The 16,665-nt window shown below is 59.7% G+C and carries 19 protein-coding genes; 7 read left to right on the top strand and 12 right to left on the bottom strand.

What is annotated here, in order from left to right:
- Positions 1-97: 97 nt before the first annotated feature.
- Positions 98-994 (bottom strand): LysR substrate-binding domain-containing protein, encoded by an 897-nt coding sequence (locus DevBK_RS09760; protein ID WP_317185286.1) that lies wholly within the window; start codon positions 992-994, stop codon positions 98-100.
- 116 nt (positions 995-1,110) lie between these two features.
- On the opposite strand from DevBK_RS09760, the gene DevBK_RS09765 reads away from it, so the two are divergent.
- Both DevBK_RS09765 and ybaK read left to right on the top strand, forming a co-directional pair.
- On the top strand, positions 1,111-1,317 hold the full coding sequence (locus DevBK_RS09765) for a hypothetical protein (protein WP_317185287.1): 207 nt from the start codon (positions 1,111-1,113) through the stop codon (positions 1,315-1,317).
- A 37-nt stretch (positions 1,318-1,354) separates the two neighbouring features.
- The gene (gene ybaK / locus DevBK_RS09770; protein WP_317185288.1) at positions 1,355-1,828 is read left to right on the top strand and encodes a Cys-tRNA(Pro) deacylase; all 474 of its coding nucleotides are present in this window, start codon (positions 1,355-1,357) and stop codon (positions 1,826-1,828) included.
- 70 nt (positions 1,829-1,898) lie between these two features.
- Here the strand turns inward: ybaK and DevBK_RS09775 are convergent, their stop codons facing one another.
- The 7 genes from DevBK_RS09775 to DevBK_RS09805 form a co-directional block, all read right to left on the bottom strand.
- Complete coding sequence (locus DevBK_RS09775; RefSeq protein ID WP_082461207.1) at positions 1,899-2,045, bottom strand: DUF1127 domain-containing protein; 147 nt, start codon at positions 2,043-2,045, stop codon at positions 1,899-1,901.
- 400 nt (positions 2,046-2,445) lie between these two features.
- The gene (locus DevBK_RS09780; RefSeq protein WP_317185289.1) at positions 2,446-2,898 is read right to left on the bottom strand and encodes a DUF1236 domain-containing protein; all 453 of its coding nucleotides are present in this window, start codon (positions 2,896-2,898) and stop codon (positions 2,446-2,448) included.
- A 231-nt stretch (positions 2,899-3,129) separates the two neighbouring features.
- The gene (locus DevBK_RS09785; RefSeq protein WP_317185290.1) at positions 3,130-4,485 is read right to left on the bottom strand and encodes a HAMP domain-containing sensor histidine kinase; all 1,356 of its coding nucleotides are present in this window, start codon (positions 4,483-4,485) and stop codon (positions 3,130-3,132) included.
- Positions 4,482-5,144 (bottom strand): response regulator transcription factor, encoded by a 663-nt coding sequence (locus DevBK_RS09790; protein ID WP_317185291.1) that lies wholly within the window; start codon positions 5,142-5,144, stop codon positions 4,482-4,484. Before DevBK_RS09790 ends, DevBK_RS09785 begins: the two co-directional genes overlap by 4 nt.
- On the bottom strand, positions 5,141-5,797 hold the full coding sequence (locus DevBK_RS09795) for a hypothetical protein (RefSeq protein ID WP_317185292.1): 657 nt from the start codon (positions 5,795-5,797) through the stop codon (positions 5,141-5,143). Before DevBK_RS09795 ends, DevBK_RS09790 begins: the two co-directional genes overlap by 4 nt.
- 417 nt (positions 5,798-6,214) lie before the next feature.
- A complete protein-coding gene (locus DevBK_RS09800; protein ID WP_061907908.1) occupies positions 6,215-6,418 on the bottom strand; it encodes a hypothetical protein in 204 nt (67 codons plus the stop codon).
- 59 nt (positions 6,419-6,477) lie between these two features.
- The gene (locus DevBK_RS09805; protein ID WP_156351769.1) at positions 6,478-6,618 is read right to left on the bottom strand and encodes a hypothetical protein; all 141 of its coding nucleotides are present in this window, start codon (positions 6,616-6,618) and stop codon (positions 6,478-6,480) included.
- 372 nt (positions 6,619-6,990) lie between these two features.
- Here DevBK_RS09805 and DevBK_RS09810 point away from each other — a divergent pair, with 372 nt between their 5' ends.
- Entirely contained in the window at positions 6,991-7,185 is a 195-nt protein-coding gene (locus tag DevBK_RS09810; RefSeq protein ID WP_317185293.1) for a hypothetical protein, read from the top strand.
- A 19-nt stretch (positions 7,186-7,204) separates the two neighbouring features.
- Here DevBK_RS09810 and DevBK_RS09815 read toward each other — a convergent pair whose 3' ends face one another.
- From DevBK_RS09815 to DevBK_RS09830, 4 genes are all read right to left on the bottom strand, one after another.
- Positions 7,205-7,633 (bottom strand): response regulator, encoded by a 429-nt coding sequence (locus DevBK_RS09815; protein WP_317185294.1) that lies wholly within the window; start codon positions 7,631-7,633, stop codon positions 7,205-7,207.
- 122 nt (positions 7,634-7,755) lie between these two features.
- Positions 7,756-10,092, bottom strand: a complete 2,337-nt coding sequence (locus tag DevBK_RS09820) for a glycoside hydrolase family 95 protein (RefSeq protein WP_317185295.1) — start codon at positions 10,090-10,092, stop codon at positions 7,756-7,758.
- Between the two features lie 136 nt (positions 10,093-10,228).
- Positions 10,229-12,247 carry a methyl-accepting chemotaxis protein gene (locus DevBK_RS09825; protein ID WP_317185296.1) on the bottom strand — a complete coding sequence of 673 codons (2,019 nt, stop codon included), beginning with the start codon at positions 12,245-12,247 and terminating at the stop codon, positions 10,229-10,231.
- Between the two features lie 210 nt (positions 12,248-12,457).
- Positions 12,458-13,180 (bottom strand): Crp/Fnr family transcriptional regulator, encoded by a 723-nt coding sequence (locus DevBK_RS09830; protein ID WP_062629034.1) that lies wholly within the window; start codon positions 13,178-13,180, stop codon positions 12,458-12,460.
- 177 nt (positions 13,181-13,357) lie between these two features.
- Between DevBK_RS09830 and DevBK_RS09835 the strand changes: the two genes are divergently transcribed.
- The 4 genes from DevBK_RS09835 to DevBK_RS09850 all read left to right on the top strand — a co-directional run bounded on the left by DevBK_RS09835 (position 13,358) and on the right by DevBK_RS09850 (position 16,652).
- Positions 13,358-15,616: a heavy metal translocating P-type ATPase gene (locus DevBK_RS09835; RefSeq protein WP_317185297.1), complete on the top strand. Its 2,259-nt coding sequence runs from the start codon at positions 13,358-13,360 to the stop codon at positions 15,614-15,616.
- Positions 15,613-16,023 (top strand): Cu(I)-responsive transcriptional regulator, encoded by a 411-nt coding sequence (gene cueR / locus DevBK_RS09840; protein WP_062629036.1) that lies wholly within the window; start codon positions 15,613-15,615, stop codon positions 16,021-16,023. Before DevBK_RS09835 ends, cueR begins: the two co-directional genes overlap by 4 nt.
- Position 16,024: 1 nt before the next feature.
- Positions 16,025-16,225, top strand: a complete 201-nt coding sequence (locus DevBK_RS09845) for a heavy-metal-associated domain-containing protein (RefSeq protein WP_317185298.1) — start codon at positions 16,025-16,027, stop codon at positions 16,223-16,225.
- A gap of 73 nt (positions 16,226-16,298) precedes the next feature.
- The gene (locus DevBK_RS09850; protein WP_061907899.1) at positions 16,299-16,652 is read left to right on the top strand and encodes a DUF305 domain-containing protein; all 354 of its coding nucleotides are present in this window, start codon (positions 16,299-16,301) and stop codon (positions 16,650-16,652) included.
- Positions 16,653-16,665: the final 13 nt, after the last annotated feature.

Here is a 16,665-nt window from a genome sequence, read left to right on the forward strand (position 1 = left end):
ATGCATGAGCGCTACCGGCCGTCCGCGACAGCTTTTGTCAGGATTTTACCCGCTTCGGGCTTTTGAGCGTCTCGATGCTAACGGAATGCTACCGAAGTCACGTGCCCTCGCGCATGAATGCGGTGGCCCCCAGCATCCAGTCGCGAAACATCTTCACCTTCGGCGCATTCCGCCGGCTCTCGGGATAGACCAGATAATATCCCCGCCCCGCCGGCGCGAGAATCGGGAATGGCTGGATCAGCCGCCCCGAGGTTATTTCGTCGCGAAACAGCGCCGGCGTCAGCATTGAAACACCCCGCCCGGCCATTGCCGCCGATCCCAGCAGCGATTGCAGATTAAGGATGCTCATCGGCCGGCCTTCCGTCGAAAAGCCAGGCACGCCAGCCACTTCGAACCACATGGCCCACCATTCATCCCGCGGATCGAGCATGGGCAGTTTCAGAAGGTCGGCCGGCTCCTTCACCCCGCCAATGCTCGCCGCCAGAGCCGGGCTCAGGAGCGGCGTGAAATCCGCTTCAACGAGCAGATGCGCCACCAGACCCTTCTTGAGCGGCCCGGACAAGGTCCTGATTCCAATATCGAAATCCTCATTGAGCAGGTCCACAACATCGCTACGGCTATCGAGCCGCACTGCGATATCGGGATGGTCGATCTGGAACAAGCCAAGGTTCTGCGCCAGCCATTGGCTCGCAAAAGTCGGTACGATGGTGATGGAGAGGAGATTATCGACCTCGCCGCGCGTATCGGCAAAAGCATCGCGCATGATGTCGAAGGCCTCTTTCACCTGCGGCGCTAATTTTATCCCCGCCTCGCTCAACGCAATCTGCCGCGGCTTGCGCAAAAACAGCGCCGCCCCCACCCGCTCCTCGAGCAATTTGACCTGATAGCTCACCGCCGCCTGCGTCATCCCCAATTCCTCGGCCGCCCGAGTGAAGCTGAGATGCCGCGCGACGGCCTCGAAAACCTTTACGGCATTGAGTGGCGGCAACGACATTGAGATAAGCCTACCTTATGGGTGCATGCAGACGTTTAGTTGGATTGCGGCCGATATCAGGCGCATCCTCTTGCCATGTCAACCTGATATGGAGCGGCTCGCCATAAGGCCAGTCGATGCATCATATGCTCACGCTGCCGCACATTCTTGGCTTCCTCTTCGCCGTCCCTGCCCCGTCCGACGCATCCGAGAAGCCCGATCGCCACAAAGCCATCCAAGCCCTCCGCCTTTCGCCGCACATCCTTCGCGACGTCGGCATGGAGGATTACGACGCCGCCGCCAACGACCCACGCTGGGTCCAGCGTCCCGACCTCGAACGCTGAGGCTTGAGCTTTGTTTTATTCGAGCTAAAACAAAGACATGTCAAAGACCACGCCCGCCACCCAGGCACTCATCAAAGCCGGTATCGCCTTCACCCTGGCGCACTATGACTACGACCCCAACGCAGAGCGCGTTGGGTTGCAAGCCGCTGAAGCAATGGGCGTTTCTCCCGGCGAGGTGTTCAAGACGCTGATGGCCGAGCTTGATGGCAAGCCGATCTGCGCCATCGTCCCGTCGGACGAAGAGGTCAATATGAAAAAGCTCGCCGCCGCTCTCGGCGGCAAGTCGGCGCATATGATGAAGCCGGCCGATGCTGAGCGCCTGACGGGCTACAAGGTCGGCGGCATCAGCCCTTTAGGCCAGCGCAAGCCCGTGCCGACGGCGCTCGATGAAATGGCGCAGCTCCATGATGAGATTTATCTCAATGGCGGACAGCGCGGGCTGCAAATTCGCATAAAGCCCAATGACTTGATCGTCGCGCTCGACTGCATAGTCGCTGACCTGACGCGCTAAAACCAAGCCCCAGAAACGACAAAAGGCGCCCTGAGGACGCCTTCATCGTACGACTGCTTCTGCTTAAAGCTTAGGCAGCGTAGGTGCCGCGAGCGATCGACTTGATGTCGCCGCGCGTGATGCCCAGATCGGTCAGCTGACGGGCGTCGAGCGAGTTGAGCTCGCGCATCGTGCGCTGGTAACGGGCGTAGTCGGCAAGCTTCTTTGCAATGTTCATTTCGGTTCCCCTTCGTTTGATGACTTCTATGTAGATCGAACCGGTCGTGATTAGTACTCAGTCTCTCTGCACATCCGTTATGCACTGACTGCATACAAAAGAGGCATATGGTTCATATTCGGTTTAGGTGGCTTGGGCTCAAACGCTAATTGGTTAAGAGCTCAGCGCGCGATCAAACTACGCAAAACAAAGGAAAACCGGGCAGTACGAGCACCTCGCATTGCCGGTTTACAGATTTTGACCAAATGGTCAGGAGGCATGCGTTAACGAATGAGCAACACGGCCGCCGGTGCTCTGCAAGCGCCCATTGCGCCGCAAGACTGACGGGATAACGGGCCCTGCTCAACCTCGATAGACCGCTTGATGAAAAATGGCGGCCATTGCTGGCCGCCATATAAAGTCAGTTGGCCTGAACAGCCACCACGGTACCGGGGGAATAGACCACGGCGCGATTGCTAAGATCGACAAAATAGACGCGATCATTGGTGTAGAAATAGCCGTGGGTGGCGTCACCCTCGATGGGGTGCAGCACGACGGCTTCTGGAACGGTATAGCCGACGTCGATGGCGCCATCGATCACGACAGGGTCCGTCGGGTGCAGCCGAACATATTCAACTGAGCCGGTTTCGACGCCACCTGCAGCGCCGACCGACGCGCCAGCGAAACCGCCGATTGCCGCGCCGATAGGACCGAAAACGAGGCCACCAATGACGGCCCCGGTGACGCCGCCAGCGGCGCCACCCACGGCGGCATCAGCATTGGCATCCGGGTTCGTCTTGATAATCTGCGCCTGCGCAACGGTGGGAACGGCAAGGGCGGCAATAGCGAGAGCGCTGATAAAAAGCTTTTTCATCGTATCCTCTGGGAGGGTTGGAAGATGAAATTAGAACTCATCAACGCCCGTCCAGTTCCAGTAATTATTTCCGCATTTCCAATATTATATAGTAATTACAATGATCGTATTTCAAATGTAAGGAACTAATACAGTCCATTCAGGAATTCTATTTATTATTACATCATTATACTTTGCAGTCGGCCGACGTTTTCAACAAAATATCGACATCCAAAACGGCCGTAGCGCGGTTCAGCGGCGGGCAAGCGGCAGGCGAACCTCGACCTTGAGCCCACCACGCTCACCAGCGGAATAGGCAATCGCGCCGCCATTGATGTCGAGGATTTCGCCGGCAATGGCGAGGCCAAGGCCGGTTCCTGGAACATTCTGGTCAAGACGCATCCCTCGCCCCCCGAGCTTCTTGATAAGCTCATCCGGAATGCCCGGGCCGTCGTCTTCAATCGTCAACAGAGCCATGGCTCCGGCCGTAGCCGTTGAAACCGCAATCGAGGCGTGCGCCCACTTGGATGCATTTTCGAGCGTCACGCCGATCAGCTCCATCAGATCCTGCCGATGAATATCCACATCGGGGTCGTCACCCAGTTGCGCCATCCAGTGAAGGTTTTCGCCGTCCTGCGTTTTCCGCAACACTGCCACGGTGCGCAGCACGGCGGTGTTGAGCGAACTGCTTTCGCGATGTTCGCCCGTCCGGGTGCGCAATGAGGCCAGGCGCATCTGATAGTCGACGCGCGTGGACATTTCATGAGCCAGATCATCGAGCACGGTTGCTTCGTCGCCCTGCCCCTTGTCGCGCAGGCGCATAGCGATGCCATGGAGGGCCGCGAGCGGCGTTTTGAGCCCATGGGCAAGATCGGATGCACGGCGCCGTCCGCGCTGTGCCAGTTCTTCGCGTTCGGACAGCAGCGCATTGACCTCGCTGACTAGCGGTTCGATTTCTGACGGAAACGCGCCCTCGAGCCGGCCAACGCTGCCCAAGCGCACATCGTCTACCGCGCTGCGCAGACGGTTGAGCGGAGCAAGACCCAGTTGCAGTTGCGCCCATGACGCGCCGACAATCGCAATCGCCATGAGCGCAAAGAGGCGCCCGATATCCCATCCATAGGCCTGCGACGCCTGGTGGATCGGATCGTGATCTTCGCCAAGCGTAACCCGATAGGGACGACCATCTATGGTGATGTCGCGAGAGAGCAGGATGAGGTGAAAACGATCCTTGTTGGTCCAATGGACGATCGATCCATTGGCTTGAGGCGCGACATCCAATTGCTGGTCAAAGAGCGAGCGCGAGCGCGCCACGCCCTTGGTATCGAGAGCCTCGATCTGCCAATAGCGGCCGCCCAAAGGTGTTTCATAGCGCGGATCTGGCAGGGGTGCCGAGATGGATGGGGTCGATGTGGATGGATCGATAACGGCAATGAGCCTTGTCATTGCCGCTTCGAGGTCACGCTTAACGCTGGCTTCCAGATTGGCGACGAAAAGCGCCTGCAGAATTATGCCGGAGAGGATGAGCGACCCCACGACCATGACCACCGCAAGGCCCATCAGCCGCAGAGCGATCGACCGCCGGTTTGGCAGCCAGCGCCGGATCAATAGTTGTCACCGAGCGTATAGCCAAAGCCGCGGCGGGTTTTGACAACGTCATGGCCCAGCCGTTTACGCAGGCGCGCGACTAGAACCTCGACGGCGTTGGAATCTCGCTCGTAGTCCTGCCGATAGATGTGTTCGGTGATCTCGAGTTGCGACACCACCCGCCCGCGATTGTGCAACAGATAGGCCATCAGACGAAATTCCTGTGGCGTCAGGTCCATGGGAAGACCATCTTCCGTGACCGCCATGGTCCGCATGTCGAGTTCGTATTTGCCGAAAGCCACGCGCGAAGATGCAAGGCCCTTCGAGCGGCGGATCAGAGCGCGGATGCGCGCAACGATTTCGAGGGCGTGAAATGGCTTGACCACATAGTCATCGGCGCCAGCTTCGATCCCTTCCACCCTTTCCTCCCATTGCCCGCGAGCAGTGAGGATCAGCACAGGCGTCTGAAGGCCGCCGCGGCGCCAGCGCTTCAGGATGGTCAGCCCGTCCATTTGCGGCAGGCCCAGATCGAGAATGACCGCGTCAAAAGTCTCGGTGTCGGCCCGAAACCACACAGCTTCGCCATCGCTCTCGCGCTGCACTTCAAAACCGGACCGGCTCAAACTCGATTGCAGGACTTCGGCAATGCGGTCGTCGTCTTCGCCCACCAAGATCTTCATGGCTCGCTCCCGATGAAGCGCCCTGATTGGGCATAATAATATTCCGTCGTCACCGTGCCATTGGCGCGCAGAACGCGGATCGAATAGACGAGAAAGCCACGAATACTGAGCATTTCTGCGTCGATGACATTGGTGCCGGCACGCTGAGCCAAATCCGACAACAGACTGCTCAGGCTCACCGCGCGTCCAGCGTTGACCGCATCACGCGCATAATCGGTACTGTAGTGCACTGTAGTGTCTGGCGCCGCGATCGTGTCGCCTGCCCCCTGCGTGACCGTACTGCCTGTTGCAGGTGCACCGCCACCGCTTCCGGCCCCCGTCGATCCTTGGCTCGCGCCATTATTTCCGTTGTTTCCAGTATTGCCGTTGTTCCCAGCGTTGCCGTTATTCCCGGCGTTGCCATCGCCGTTCCCATTGTTCCCGGCATTCCCATTGCCGTTTCCGTTATTCCCCTCGTTTCCGTTTCCGTTTCCGTTTCCGTTTCCGTTTCCGTTTCCGGAATTGCCATTTTCGTTTGCGTTCCCATCCTGCTGGGATTTTTCAGAACCGTTGCCGCTGCCATTTCCGTTTTCTCCCCCATTGCCATTGCCCTGGGCGAGCGCAGGCGCAGCGACGAGAAAGATCATCAAGGGCATGAGAAGGAGGATCCGCATGGCACAATTCTATCCTGCTGAAGCTGACAGAGTGCTTACAGGCACACTCACAGATGCGTCACGCCAATTGTGAGACACTGGTTTCGGTCGAGCTCCGCCCATGCTGGATTTTCGACCTCTTGATGGTAAAGGCCGCTCCGACATATCCCCGCCCCCCAAGCCCGTTGGAGCGGCCTCCTCGCTTTCAAACCCAGCATGAACGTCGCCGAGGTCCAGGGGTTAGACACGGCGTATCGGGATGGACCTTCGCCCTGTCGCACCTTGCAAACGCGCGACGCCGTTTGTCGGAGGACAAACGGCGCCACAAAAGTATTTATCGAAACGGATCAACCTCGACGCCAGGCAGCCTAAACTGCCGTCGATTAGCAGTCGTTGATACCTAGCGCTCAATAGATGAGACCCGTCTCTGCCTGGGCCTTAATTCGTGACCGTAACGTTGGGCAGATCGACGTTTACAGACTCGCCATTGCTGGTGATGCCACCGTTGACCAGCCAGATAATCAAGATAACCGCGAGGACGGCGGCAATGATCCCGCCGATAATGCCAAATGGGCTGCCCCCAGTGACCACGGTCTCGGTCGTTGCTGGGCGTTCGATGATTGTTTCGCGTTCGATAGTCATTGATGTCTCCAGGGTTTGAGATTGTTAGGGGGGCGAGCGCAGGGCGCCGCAATGAAAGCTCAAGAGGCTGACGTTTCGGGCGCAACCAGATCGCTGCCGGTCCGCTCGACGGCAGAGAAATCCGTTGCTGTGAAGATCAGGCCCGCCGACGCAAGGCAGGCAAGACCAACGATTCCCAAAAACAAAAGAATGACGAGCATCCTTTCCTCCTCTTGAAACCACCCCAAAGGGGCGGCTGGCCGAGCCTTAGGCTGGGCCGTTTAGTGGCAAACAGTCATGATGAGGACGATCCAGAATGGGCAGCTATTGCAGCTCTGTCTTTTTGCTGCCGGATGTGAGCCGCGTCCTCGTTATCCATGGCAAAATAACGGCGAGCACCACCTAACGTTCCCTCTAAGTGATTGTTTTTATTATTACATTTCAATGTTCAGCGTTGTAAGCTATTTGTTATCTTTGCTGTCGGCTGCTATTTCGAATTAACGAAATCGACAACATCAACATGCTTTCAAACTAGACAGCCATACAGCCTAGGTATCTATGCCCGTCAGCAGTTTACGTTGTACGGGCCACAGATGGATTTCCTGAGCTTCGCCATCTTGATAGACATGTGCGTCTATGCGCTGATCGGCTTCATTGTCGCCAAGGTCGGGCGCCGCTGGCTGCCTGAGCCCTGGAACAAACCATCGATGGCGATCCCGGTGGCTTTGGCCATTGGCGCGATCATCACATTGGCCACCCTGCCGCGCTGGTTCATCTGGCCGCACTGATCGCAGTCGATCTGACCGTTCAATCGCGGGGTACGATCATCTCCACGCTCGCGATCAGGTCTGCGGCAAGGGTAGGCTTCTGGTGAAGCACGCTCCCTTCGATCATGCCCTTGTCCGCTGCGCTGACAGTGTCACCCGTCATGAGGATAACGCCCGTTGCAGCGCTGATTTCACTCGACCGGCGCGCAATATCCCATCCGCTAACAGTCCCGGGCAGGTGAATATCCGTAATGACGGCATCAAAGCGCGGATAGGCGCTGGCCAGCAGGTCCAGAGCCGCGGCGCCACCATAAGCAGTGGCCGTCTCAAAGCCCGCCTCTGTCAAAACTCCTTCCAAGAAGACAGCGATCATCGCTTCGTCTTCAACCAGGAGAACTTTCTTGCGGGGAGCCATTGCTGAGACAATCCTGACTGCAGCCACCACACTTTGGTGTTCTGCATCGGCCAAAGCTCCCTCAATAATCCAGCCCTGCTGACAAATGGCTGACACAACTCCGGCTTGGCAAAGTTATGTGCCCTAGACTGCCCCTTTGCCCGGCCCGTCCCGTGCTGTTCACCTCCCCGGCCAGACTAAAACTGGAAGTTGAGAGCCTTCTCGCCCTGAAGTTCGATGCGACAAACTTTGCCCTCCACAGCCAGCACGCCCGCCATCCGCATCATCATTTGAGCGAGTTCGCTGGTTGGGAGTTCGACCTCGATGGTTTCGGCCCTCCCCCCTCTGATCGTCAGTCTCGCCAGCGCGCCACCCTTCCAAGCTAGATCAACACTGTGGCCGCCGACGGTGCGAATATTCCGGGCGCTGCCGGTGGGCCAACTCGCCGGAAGCGTCGGCAGAATGATGATCTGGCCCTTGCGGCTCTGGACCACCAGTTCGGTCATGCCCGCAACGGCGCCGAAATTGCCGTCGATCTGGAAGACATTGCCTTCTTCCCAACCCGAATGGGGATGAAGCACCATCAGCGATTTGAATGCCAGATCGTTGAGGAGCCCGTGGATGGCCTTATCGGCGCGCGCGGTGTCACGGAGACGCGCGGCCTGGCAGAGAATCCAGGCCTGGCTCCAGCCGGTGTGACCCGACCCATTGGCAAGGCGAACATCGAGTGCCTTGCGCACACCGGAGAAAGCCTCGGGTGTAGTTTGAGCGGTGATGCGGCGACCGGGATGCAGGCCGAAGAGATGCGAGAGGTGGCGGTGGCCGATTTCTGCCGAGGTGACATCGACGGACCATTCGCTCAAAGCGCCAGTGGCATCGATGTGCGGGATTTTCAGTTTGGCAAGCGCAGCGCGCGCTTCTGCCTTCAGCGCGGCATCGTCCGCGGTTGCAAAGCCGACAAAGATTTCGAGCAGTTCGCGGATCATTTCCTGATCCATGGCCGAGCCGGCGGATACCGCGACTTTCGCGCCATCAGTCGCGAAAAACTGGTTCTCGGGTGATGTCGAAGGACTTGCGACCAAAGCGCCATCCTGGTCTTCGACCAGCATGTCCAAGGCGAAGGGCACCGCCTCGCGCCACACAGGCAGGGCTATTGTGCGTAGAAATGCATCGTCTTCCGGATAGTAGTCCAAACGGCTATTAAGCTGAACCGCAAGCCAGATGAGGCCGGATGCCCAATTGGCCCAGCTCGGATCGCCATGAACAGGCGCCGAGAAATGCCAGATGTCGGTATTGTGGTGAATGGTAGCCCCGCGCGCTCCATAATAGTGCCGCGCGGCGACTTGGCCTCGCGCGCCTGCAGCCTCGGCGACGAACTGGTGGAGCGGAGCCGCCAGATCGCCGAGCCCGGTCATCTCAGCGGGCCAATAGTTCATCTCGGTATTGATGTTGATGGTGTAATTGGCGCTCCAGGCGGGGCGCACATCGACATTCCAGATACCCTGAAGATTGGTCGGCTGCGTGCCGGGGCAGGAGCTGCTGATCATCAGATAGCGGCCATAGTGGTAGAGCAATTCGGCGCGGCGCGGGTCGAGGCCATCATGGACGGGCGACTGCGAGAGGTCGAAATCCATTCGGTCGAAATAGCTTGAATAGTCTTCGCGATGGTCCTCGACGAGGCGCTGGATCGGTTGCGCAAGCGCTGCGGTCACGCGGTCTTTTGCCGTTTTCGCAAGGCCCGCGACATCGGCGCTGGGACGCTGATCATACCCGCGAAAACCGCTTTCAGCCGAAACGATCAAGCGCGCTGATCCCGCCGCATCCTGATGGAGCGCCGCAACCACGGCATAGCCCATGCCCCCGGCAACGGTGCCGGCTGCGTCAGGCGTGTCATCAGCGTAGACGATTGCGGGTTCGTCATCGACATAGTTGGGCAGCACATTTTTGGGCACGCGGCCGGTGACGGTCATCCATTTGATGCCGTCCGCCTCGGCCACAGTGATTTCCGCCTTCTCGTGTGGCGTGTCAAAGGCCAGTGCCAATTCGGCGAAAGCCAAAATGCCTGGCCCTTCGATGGTGGCGAGGAGAACACCTGCCGGTGCCGAAACGAGCGAGCGGAGTTGCACCGATCCGTTTTCACTATTGTAATTGGTGCGCGCTTCGGCCTTCGCGAGATCGAGGCAACGGTTATAGCCACTAATCTCAGCCGCAGCGGCATAGGTGAGTTTGAGCGTGCCAAGCGGCTGGTAGGACTGAGTCCAACCAGGCCCCTGCATATCGCGGCTGATTGCATCGGCGCGTTTGAAATCACCCGCGGCAATGGCATCGCGCAGCGGCTGAAGAAGATGGGCGGGAGATGGCCCCGGTTCGTCGCCAAGCGGACCGCCCGACCAGAGCGTATCGAGATTGAGCGCAAAGCTCTCCGTTCCCGGCTTGCCCAGAACCGACGCGCCAAAACTGCCATTGCCGAGCAGGAAGCTTTCCGTAAAGCCGGAGGCAAGAGCGTTGAGTTCGAGAAGGAAGCGGGAGGCCATATCGGGTCCTTGCAAAGAAGATGGGGTGGAAGGTTATCCTTCCACCCCAGATCATAAAAGACGGAGCATGCTTTGCTAGAGACGCATCTTGATGGATGCAAATCCCAAGCTGCGCTCGCGGTCTGCGAGACCCAAACTAGAATTCGCTCCAGTCATCTTTGAGCGCGGTATTGCCCCTTGTGATATAAGCGCGCGAGGCAGACGCGATCTTGTTTTGCACGGCTTTGACCGGGCTTGGTCGTGCCGACGCTGCGGCGCGAGAGACGGGTGTCGCGCTGGCGCTGATCTTGAACTGATCGACGATATGATCGAGATCGCTGGCGCGAGACTCGGTCTGCTCGATTGCCGCATTGGTTTCTTCGACGAGGGCAGCGTTGTGCTGGGTCATTTCGTCCATCTGGCGGATGGCGACGGAAACTTCCGCGATGGCCGAGGATTGCTCCTGGCTGGCCGTGGCGATGGACTGGATGAGCGTGCTATTGGACTCGACGGAGTCGAGAATAGCCCTGAGCTTGCCTGCAGCATCGGCGACAAGGCGGCTGCCCTGCCCGACTTCGTTGGCCGATTGCTCGATGAGCGCCTTGACCTCGGCAGAGGCTTCGGCGGCCGATTGCGCTAGGCGACGCACTTCGACGGCCACCACCGCAAAGCCCTTGCCGGCTTCGCCCGCACGCGCCGCTTCCACCGAGGCGTTGAGCGCCAGGAGGTTGGTCTGGAAAGCGATGTCGTCGATCATACCAATGATGTTGGAAATCTTGGCGGAGGATTGCGTGATCCGCTCCATAGCCCCGGTTGCAAGGTTCATCACCTGACCGCCCTCGCCGGCAAGACGAGCGGATGCGGTGGTCGAAGCGGCCGCGTCGTCTGCCTTGCGGGCATTGTCGACGACGGTGCTCGAAAGCTGCTCGATGGAGGCCGATGTCTGTTCGATGGCCGCGGCCTGTTTGGTCGTGCGCTCCGAAAGATCGTTGGCGCCGGCGAGGATTTCGCTGGTGGCCGATTTCAGAGCGCGGGACGTTTCGCGAAGCTGGCCCATGACGCTGGTGAGATTGTCGGCGACAGCATTGGTGTCGGACTTCAGCCGATCGAGCGCGCCGCGGTATTGCCCAGTCACACGCTGGGTCAGGTCGGTGCGGGCCAGCGCAGACAGCACCTCTCCGGTTTCATTCAGACCCGCTTCAATGGTATCGATCATACCGTTGAAGTTTGCTGCGATACCGGCAATGTCGGCATCTGCGAACTGGCTCTGCATACGCTTGCTGAAATCGCCATTGCTGGCCGAGCGCACGACGACATCGAACTCGGATTGGAACGCATCCATCAATTTGGCACGAGCAGCCGCCGCACGAGCGCGGTCGGCTTCCTCGAGGCCAATGGCGGCGACCCGCTCGCCATTGTCGCGGAAGACAGCAACAGCCTTGGCCATGTCACCAATTTCGTCGCCACGGCCCGCAAAGGGTATTTCGCTCGCCAGATCACCCTCGGCCAGCGCGGTCATGCGCTTATTGATCTCAGCGATAGGTCGCGCCACCGAGCGAGCGCCGAAAACGGCTGTGCTGATCAAGACGAGGATGACGAGGCCGCCCAAGGCCGTGCTGATGAGCGATGTCTGATCGCGCTGGCCATCGGCAGCGGCGTTGGCGTTTTGCGCCAATTCCGAAGCGAGCGCCGTGATGTGCTGCATACGTTCGGACATGTCGGCGCCGAGGCCAGCAAGCTTTTGCTTGAGCGCGCTATGTTCGCTGGCAACGTCCACTGCCGCTGCGGGGTCGAGCGCCTTCTTGGCATTAGCCGCGAGGCCGACGGCTTCGGCAATGAACTGTTCGCGCGCCGTGAGGACTGCCTCGGCATTGGCGATATTTTCCGGCCGCGTCATGCGGGATTTGGCGTCCGTGATGAACGTTTCCATCCGTCCGCCGGCTTCGGCCGCGGCTTGATATGCAGCATCGGCTTCGGCGGCACTGGCCACATCGTTGAGCTGGCCAACAGCGATTTCCATATCGCGCATGGAAATGCTCGCATTGAGCATCAGCCGTCTGATTTCCATCTGTCGGTCCTGGAAATCGTCGGCCTGTTTGGTGAGACCCGTCCCGAAAATCGTCGCGGCCATCATGATTGCGACGACGATAATGCCAATAAGGGACGCCAGAGCCAATTTGGCTCCGAGTTTTATACTACCCGGGGTTTTCATGAGAGCACCTGATCAACACGGATAAGGGCATCCGTATTTGTACCAAGGGTTACGCCGCTGTGGTTAACGGCTGGTTCCCATAATGGGTCACTTCGAGCGCCATTTCACGCCAAGCGCATCACATTTGAAATGCACACCGCGCCCTTCGGCAAACCAGAGATTTGTTCGGTCGGCTTAGCCGCAGCGCAGGCGAAGTTGGGTGAGATCGACGATGGTGACGTGCCGGTAGTTGGCGATCTCGATGACCCTATCCGTCTTAAGCTTGCTCATCTGCCGGCTGACCGTCTCGATGGTCAGCCCGAGGAAATCGGCGATATCGGCGCGGCTCAGCGGCAGGTCGAAAGTTCCGAGCGCGCCCTCTTCGGTGGGGTCGATATGCGTTGCAATGAGGTACAAAAAGCTTGCGACCTTTTCGGCCGCCGTCTTGCGACCCAGCGTTACCATCCAGTCGCGCGCTTCATCGAGCTCACGCAGAGCCTGCATCATCACCCGGTGCTCGACGGGGCTACCATCACGCATCAGCGCTTCGAGCGCAGGCTTGGGAATCATGCAGAGTTCGACATCCGATGCCGTTTCGACGCTGACCCGGCTTTCGCTGGCAAAGGGCCGGCCCAGAAGATCGGGCGCGAATTGCAGGCCGACGACCTGCTGCCGCCCGTCCTCCAGCACCTTGGTCAGTTTGACGACACCGCGCAGCACATTGGCATAGGCCGGCATCGGCATGGCGTCGGCCATCAGTTCCTGTCCTGCTTCGCGCTTGACGCGGCGCGTTTGCTTGGCAAGTGCGGCGAGTTGCTCCGGCGTCAGCGCGCCACAAATACCCTGATGCCGCGCCTCGCAGCTTTGGCACAGGATGGGCACGTCTGAATTGTGGATGTCTTTGCGAACCGTCTGCATGGAACTGCTCCTGACAGTTCCGTGATTACGCTTCATCCGCTCCCAAGATAATCCGCCCTTTTGACGCTGTGCCAACGCGTCGCATGGCGAAACCGAGGCGCGCCGCAAATAGAGACAGACAGCCCTTGACCTTCCCATCATGGGAAGGTCTATCTCTACGCGGACGAGGTAATAGCCATGAACGCACACGTCCAAAAAACCGCTGCCACACCCATCACGCTCGACATCACCGGAATGTCCTGCGCGTCCTGCGTGTCGCGTGTCGAAAAGGCACTGTTGAAAGTCCCGGGCGTCGAAGCGGCTTCCGTCAATCTTGCAACGGAGCGGGCAACGGTCTCAGGTGGCGACCAGGATGCACTGATCATGGCCGTCGAAAAGGCTGGCTACACGAGCAGCATCCGCCTGCCCGACCAGCCCACGCATGACCACGCGCATCATCACGACGAAGATGCCGCCGTGCTCCGGCGCGATGTCATCATCGCCGCGATCCCGACCATTCCGCTCTTCGCGCTCGAAATGCTCGGCCATCTCTACATGCCCTTCCACATGTGGCTGATGTCCGTCGTCTCGATGGACGCGCTCTATTTCGCCTATTTTGTGCTAGCGACTTTCGTACTCTTCGTGCCTGGCCTACGCTTCTTCAAGGCTGGCATCCCCGCCCTGTTGCGCGGCGCGCCGGAGATGAATTCCCTTGTTGCGCTCGGCGCCGGGGCGGCCTGGCTGTTCTCAACCGTGGTCACCTTCGCCCCGCAGCTCGTGCCGACGGAAACCCGCTATGTCTATTTCGAAGCCGCCTCGGTTATCGTCACGCTGATCCTTGTGGGCCGCTGGCTCGAAGCCATTGCCAAGGGCCGCACCGGCCAAGCCATACAGCGGCTCGTGCACGAGCAGGCCAAGACGGCACGCATCGAACGCGATGGCACATCGCACGAAGTCGATATCGCCCAAGTCCGCGTCGGCGACATCATTGTCGTGCGCCCGGGCGAGAAGATCGCCGTCGATGGCGAGGTGATCGACGGCACAAGCCATGTCAATGAAGCCATGATTTCTGGGGAGCCCTTACCAGTCTCTAAGTCTGCCGGTGCACCGGTCATCGGCGGCACGCTCAACACCTCCGGCAGCTTCCGCTTCCGCGCCACCAAGGTCGGCGGCGATACCATGCTCGCCCAGATCATCCGGATGGTCGAAGAAGCGCAGGCCGGCAAATTGCCGATTCAGCGCACCGTCGATCTCATCACCGCCTGGTTCGTGCCCGCCGTCATGGCTCTGGCCGCGCTGACCTTCCTCGTCTGGCTCATCTGGGGTCCCGACCCTGCCCTGACCTTCGGTTTCGTCAACGCGGTCGCCGTCCTCATCATCGCCTGCCCCTGTGCCATGGGTCTTGCGACACCCACCTCGATCATGGTCGGCACCGGCCGCGCCGCCGAACTCGGCGTGCTCTTCCGTAGGAGTGAACCCCTACAGCGCTTGCGCGATGCCGACGTCGTCGCCTTCGACAAGACTGGCACGCTGACAGAAGGCAAGCCGGTGCTCACCGACCTCATCCTCGACGACGATTTTACGCATGACGAAGTACTGTCGCTTGTCGCCGCCGCCGAAAGCCGCTCCGAACATCCGATCGCGCTGGCCATCGTCGCTGCCGCCGAAAAGGCCGGCCTGACACTGCCCGCCCTGGAAGACTTCGCTTCCGACGCCGGCCACGGCGTCACGGCCACCATCGATGGCCGCAAAGTACAAGTTGGCTCCGCGCGTCTGATGGACGGCCTTGATCTCTCGGACTTCGAAGAAGCGCTGCAGCGCCTTGCCGATGAAGGCAAAACGCCGGTCTTTGCCGCCGTGGATGGCAAGATCGCGGCCGCCATCGTGGTCGCCGATGTGATCAAGCCGACCAGCAAGGCCGTCATCGCTCGCCTCCATGCCATGGGTCTCAAGACGGCGATGATCTCGGGCGACAACCAGCGCACCGCCGCCGCCATCGCCGCCCAACTCGGCATCGATGAAGTCCGCGCCGAAGTCTTGCCCGCCGATAAGGTCGAGGCGATCAAGTCCCTCCGGCAAGGCGGCCGCACGGTCGCCTATATCGGCGACGGCATCAACGATGCCCCAGCCCTCGCCGAAGCCGATATCGGCATTGCCGTCGGCACTGGCACGGACGCCGCTATTGAAAGCGCCGATGTCGTCTTGCTCGGCGGCGACCTCAAAGGCGTACTCAATGCCCTAAAGGTTAGCCGATCTACCATGCGCAATATCTGGGAAAATCTCTTCTGGGCGTTCGGCTACAATACGGTGCTGATCCCCGTCGCTGCCGGCGCGCTCTATCCAGCTTTTGGCATCCTGCTCTCGCCCATGCTCGGCGCCGGCGCCATGGCGCTGTCCTCGGTTTTCGTCGTCAGCAACGCCCAGCGCCTCCGCGCCATCAAGGGAGAAGCGCTATGAATATCGGTGAAGCCGCGAGCGTCACGGGCGTTTCCGCCAAGATGATCCGCTATTATGAGGAGATCGGGCTCATCCGGCCCCCGCATCGCACCGGCAGCAATTATCGCGTCTATGGCGCGGACGAGGTCCATGTTCTCCGCTTCATTCGCCGCTCGCGCACCCTCGGCTTTTCCATCGAGGAGACCGGCGCGCTCCTCGCTCTCTGGCAGGACAAGACCCGCGCCAGCGGCGAAGTGCGCGATATTGCCGCCGGCCAAATCTCGGCGCTCGAAACCAAGATCGCCGAACTCCAATCCATGGTCGGCACGCTCAAGCATCTGGTCCATTGCTGCCATGGCGATGACCGACCCGATTGCCCGATCCTCGATGATCTCGCAGGCAGCTCAACCAAAACCAAAGGACACTGACATGACCAACAAGACCATTTTTACCGTCAACGACATGACCTGCAGCCACTGCGTCGGCACCGTCCGCAAGGCCCTCGAAACCGCCCTGCCCGGGGCTGAAATTTCCGTCGATCTCGACACCCACAAGGTCAGCTTCACCGGCAATCGCGCAATTGGCGAAGAGGCGATCAAGGAGGCTGGCTACACGCCCGAGCCAGCGTAAATCGCCCGAAAATCCCTGCTTGACCTTGCCATCTGGCAAGGCCGCAGGCTGCAACCGATAACAGGATACCCCAATGAAACCAGCGCTTCTCGCCCTTGCCTTCACTCTGCTTGCCGCACCGGCCTTCGCTCAGGATCAGCACGCTGGCCATAGTGCCGCCGCGGCCGGCGAAGCCCCGTCCACCGCCGCCTTTCGCGCTGCCAACATGGCCATGCACGAAAATATGGACATCGATTATTCCGGCAATCCTGACGTCGATTTCATGCGCGGCATGATCCCCCATCACCAGGGTGCGGTGGCCATGGCGAAGATCGCGCTTCAATACGGCTCGGACCCTGAGGTCAAAAAACTTGCCGAAGCCGTCATCGCGGCGCAGGAAGCCGAAATCGCCTTCATGCAGGATTGGCTCGCCAAGCACCCGCAATAGGGGTTGACGCCTG

The sequence above is a fragment of the Devosia sp. BK genome (assembly GCF_032907385.1).
GTDB lineage: Bacteria > Pseudomonadota > Alphaproteobacteria > Rhizobiales > Devosiaceae > Devosia.

Coding starts and splice junctions, on each gene's coding strand:
- DevBK_RS09830 (WP_062629034.1), bottom strand. CDS start 13,180: ATGCAGACGGTTCGCAAAGACATCCACAATTCAGACGTGCCCATCCTG.
- DevBK_RS09805 (WP_156351769.1), bottom strand. CDS start 6,618: ATGCTCGTCATTCTTTTGTTTTTGGGAATCGTTGGTCTTGCCTGCCTT.
- cueR (WP_062629036.1), top strand. CDS start 15,613: ATGAATATCGGTGAAGCCGCGAGCGTCACGGGCGTTTCCGCCAAGATG.
- ybaK (WP_317185288.1), top strand. CDS start 1,355: ATGTCAAAGACCACGCCCGCCACCCAGGCACTCATCAAAGCCGGTATC.
- DevBK_RS09820 (WP_317185295.1), bottom strand. CDS start 10,092: ATGGCCTCCCGCTTCCTTCTCGAACTCAACGCTCTTGCCTCCGGCTTT.
- DevBK_RS09790 (WP_317185291.1), bottom strand. CDS start 5,144: ATGAAGATCTTGGTGGGCGAAGACGACGACCGCATTGCCGAAGTCCTG.
- DevBK_RS09775 (WP_082461207.1), bottom strand. CDS start 2,045: ATGAACATTGCAAAGAAGCTTGCCGACTACGCCCGTTACCAGCGCACG.
- DevBK_RS09850 (WP_061907899.1), top strand. CDS start 16,299: ATGAAACCAGCGCTTCTCGCCCTTGCCTTCACTCTGCTTGCCGCACCG.
- DevBK_RS09835 (WP_317185297.1), top strand. CDS start 13,358: ATGAACGCACACGTCCAAAAAACCGCTGCCACACCCATCACGCTCGAC.
- DevBK_RS09845 (WP_317185298.1), top strand. CDS start 16,025: ATGACCAACAAGACCATTTTTACCGTCAACGACATGACCTGCAGCCAC.
- DevBK_RS09795 (WP_317185292.1), bottom strand. CDS start 5,797: ATGCGGATCCTCCTTCTCATGCCCTTGATGATCTTTCTCGTCGCTGCG.
- DevBK_RS09760 (WP_317185286.1), bottom strand. CDS start 994: ATGTCGTTGCCGCCACTCAATGCCGTAAAGGTTTTCGAGGCCGTCGCG.
- DevBK_RS09800 (WP_061907908.1), bottom strand. CDS start 6,418: ATGACTATCGAACGCGAAACAATCATCGAACGCCCAGCAACGACCGAG.
- DevBK_RS09765 (WP_317185287.1), top strand. CDS start 1,111: ATGCATCATATGCTCACGCTGCCGCACATTCTTGGCTTCCTCTTCGCC.
- DevBK_RS09780 (WP_317185289.1), bottom strand. CDS start 2,898: ATGAAAAAGCTTTTTATCAGCGCTCTCGCTATTGCCGCCCTTGCCGTT.
- DevBK_RS09810 (WP_317185293.1), top strand. CDS start 6,991: ATGGATTTCCTGAGCTTCGCCATCTTGATAGACATGTGCGTCTATGCG.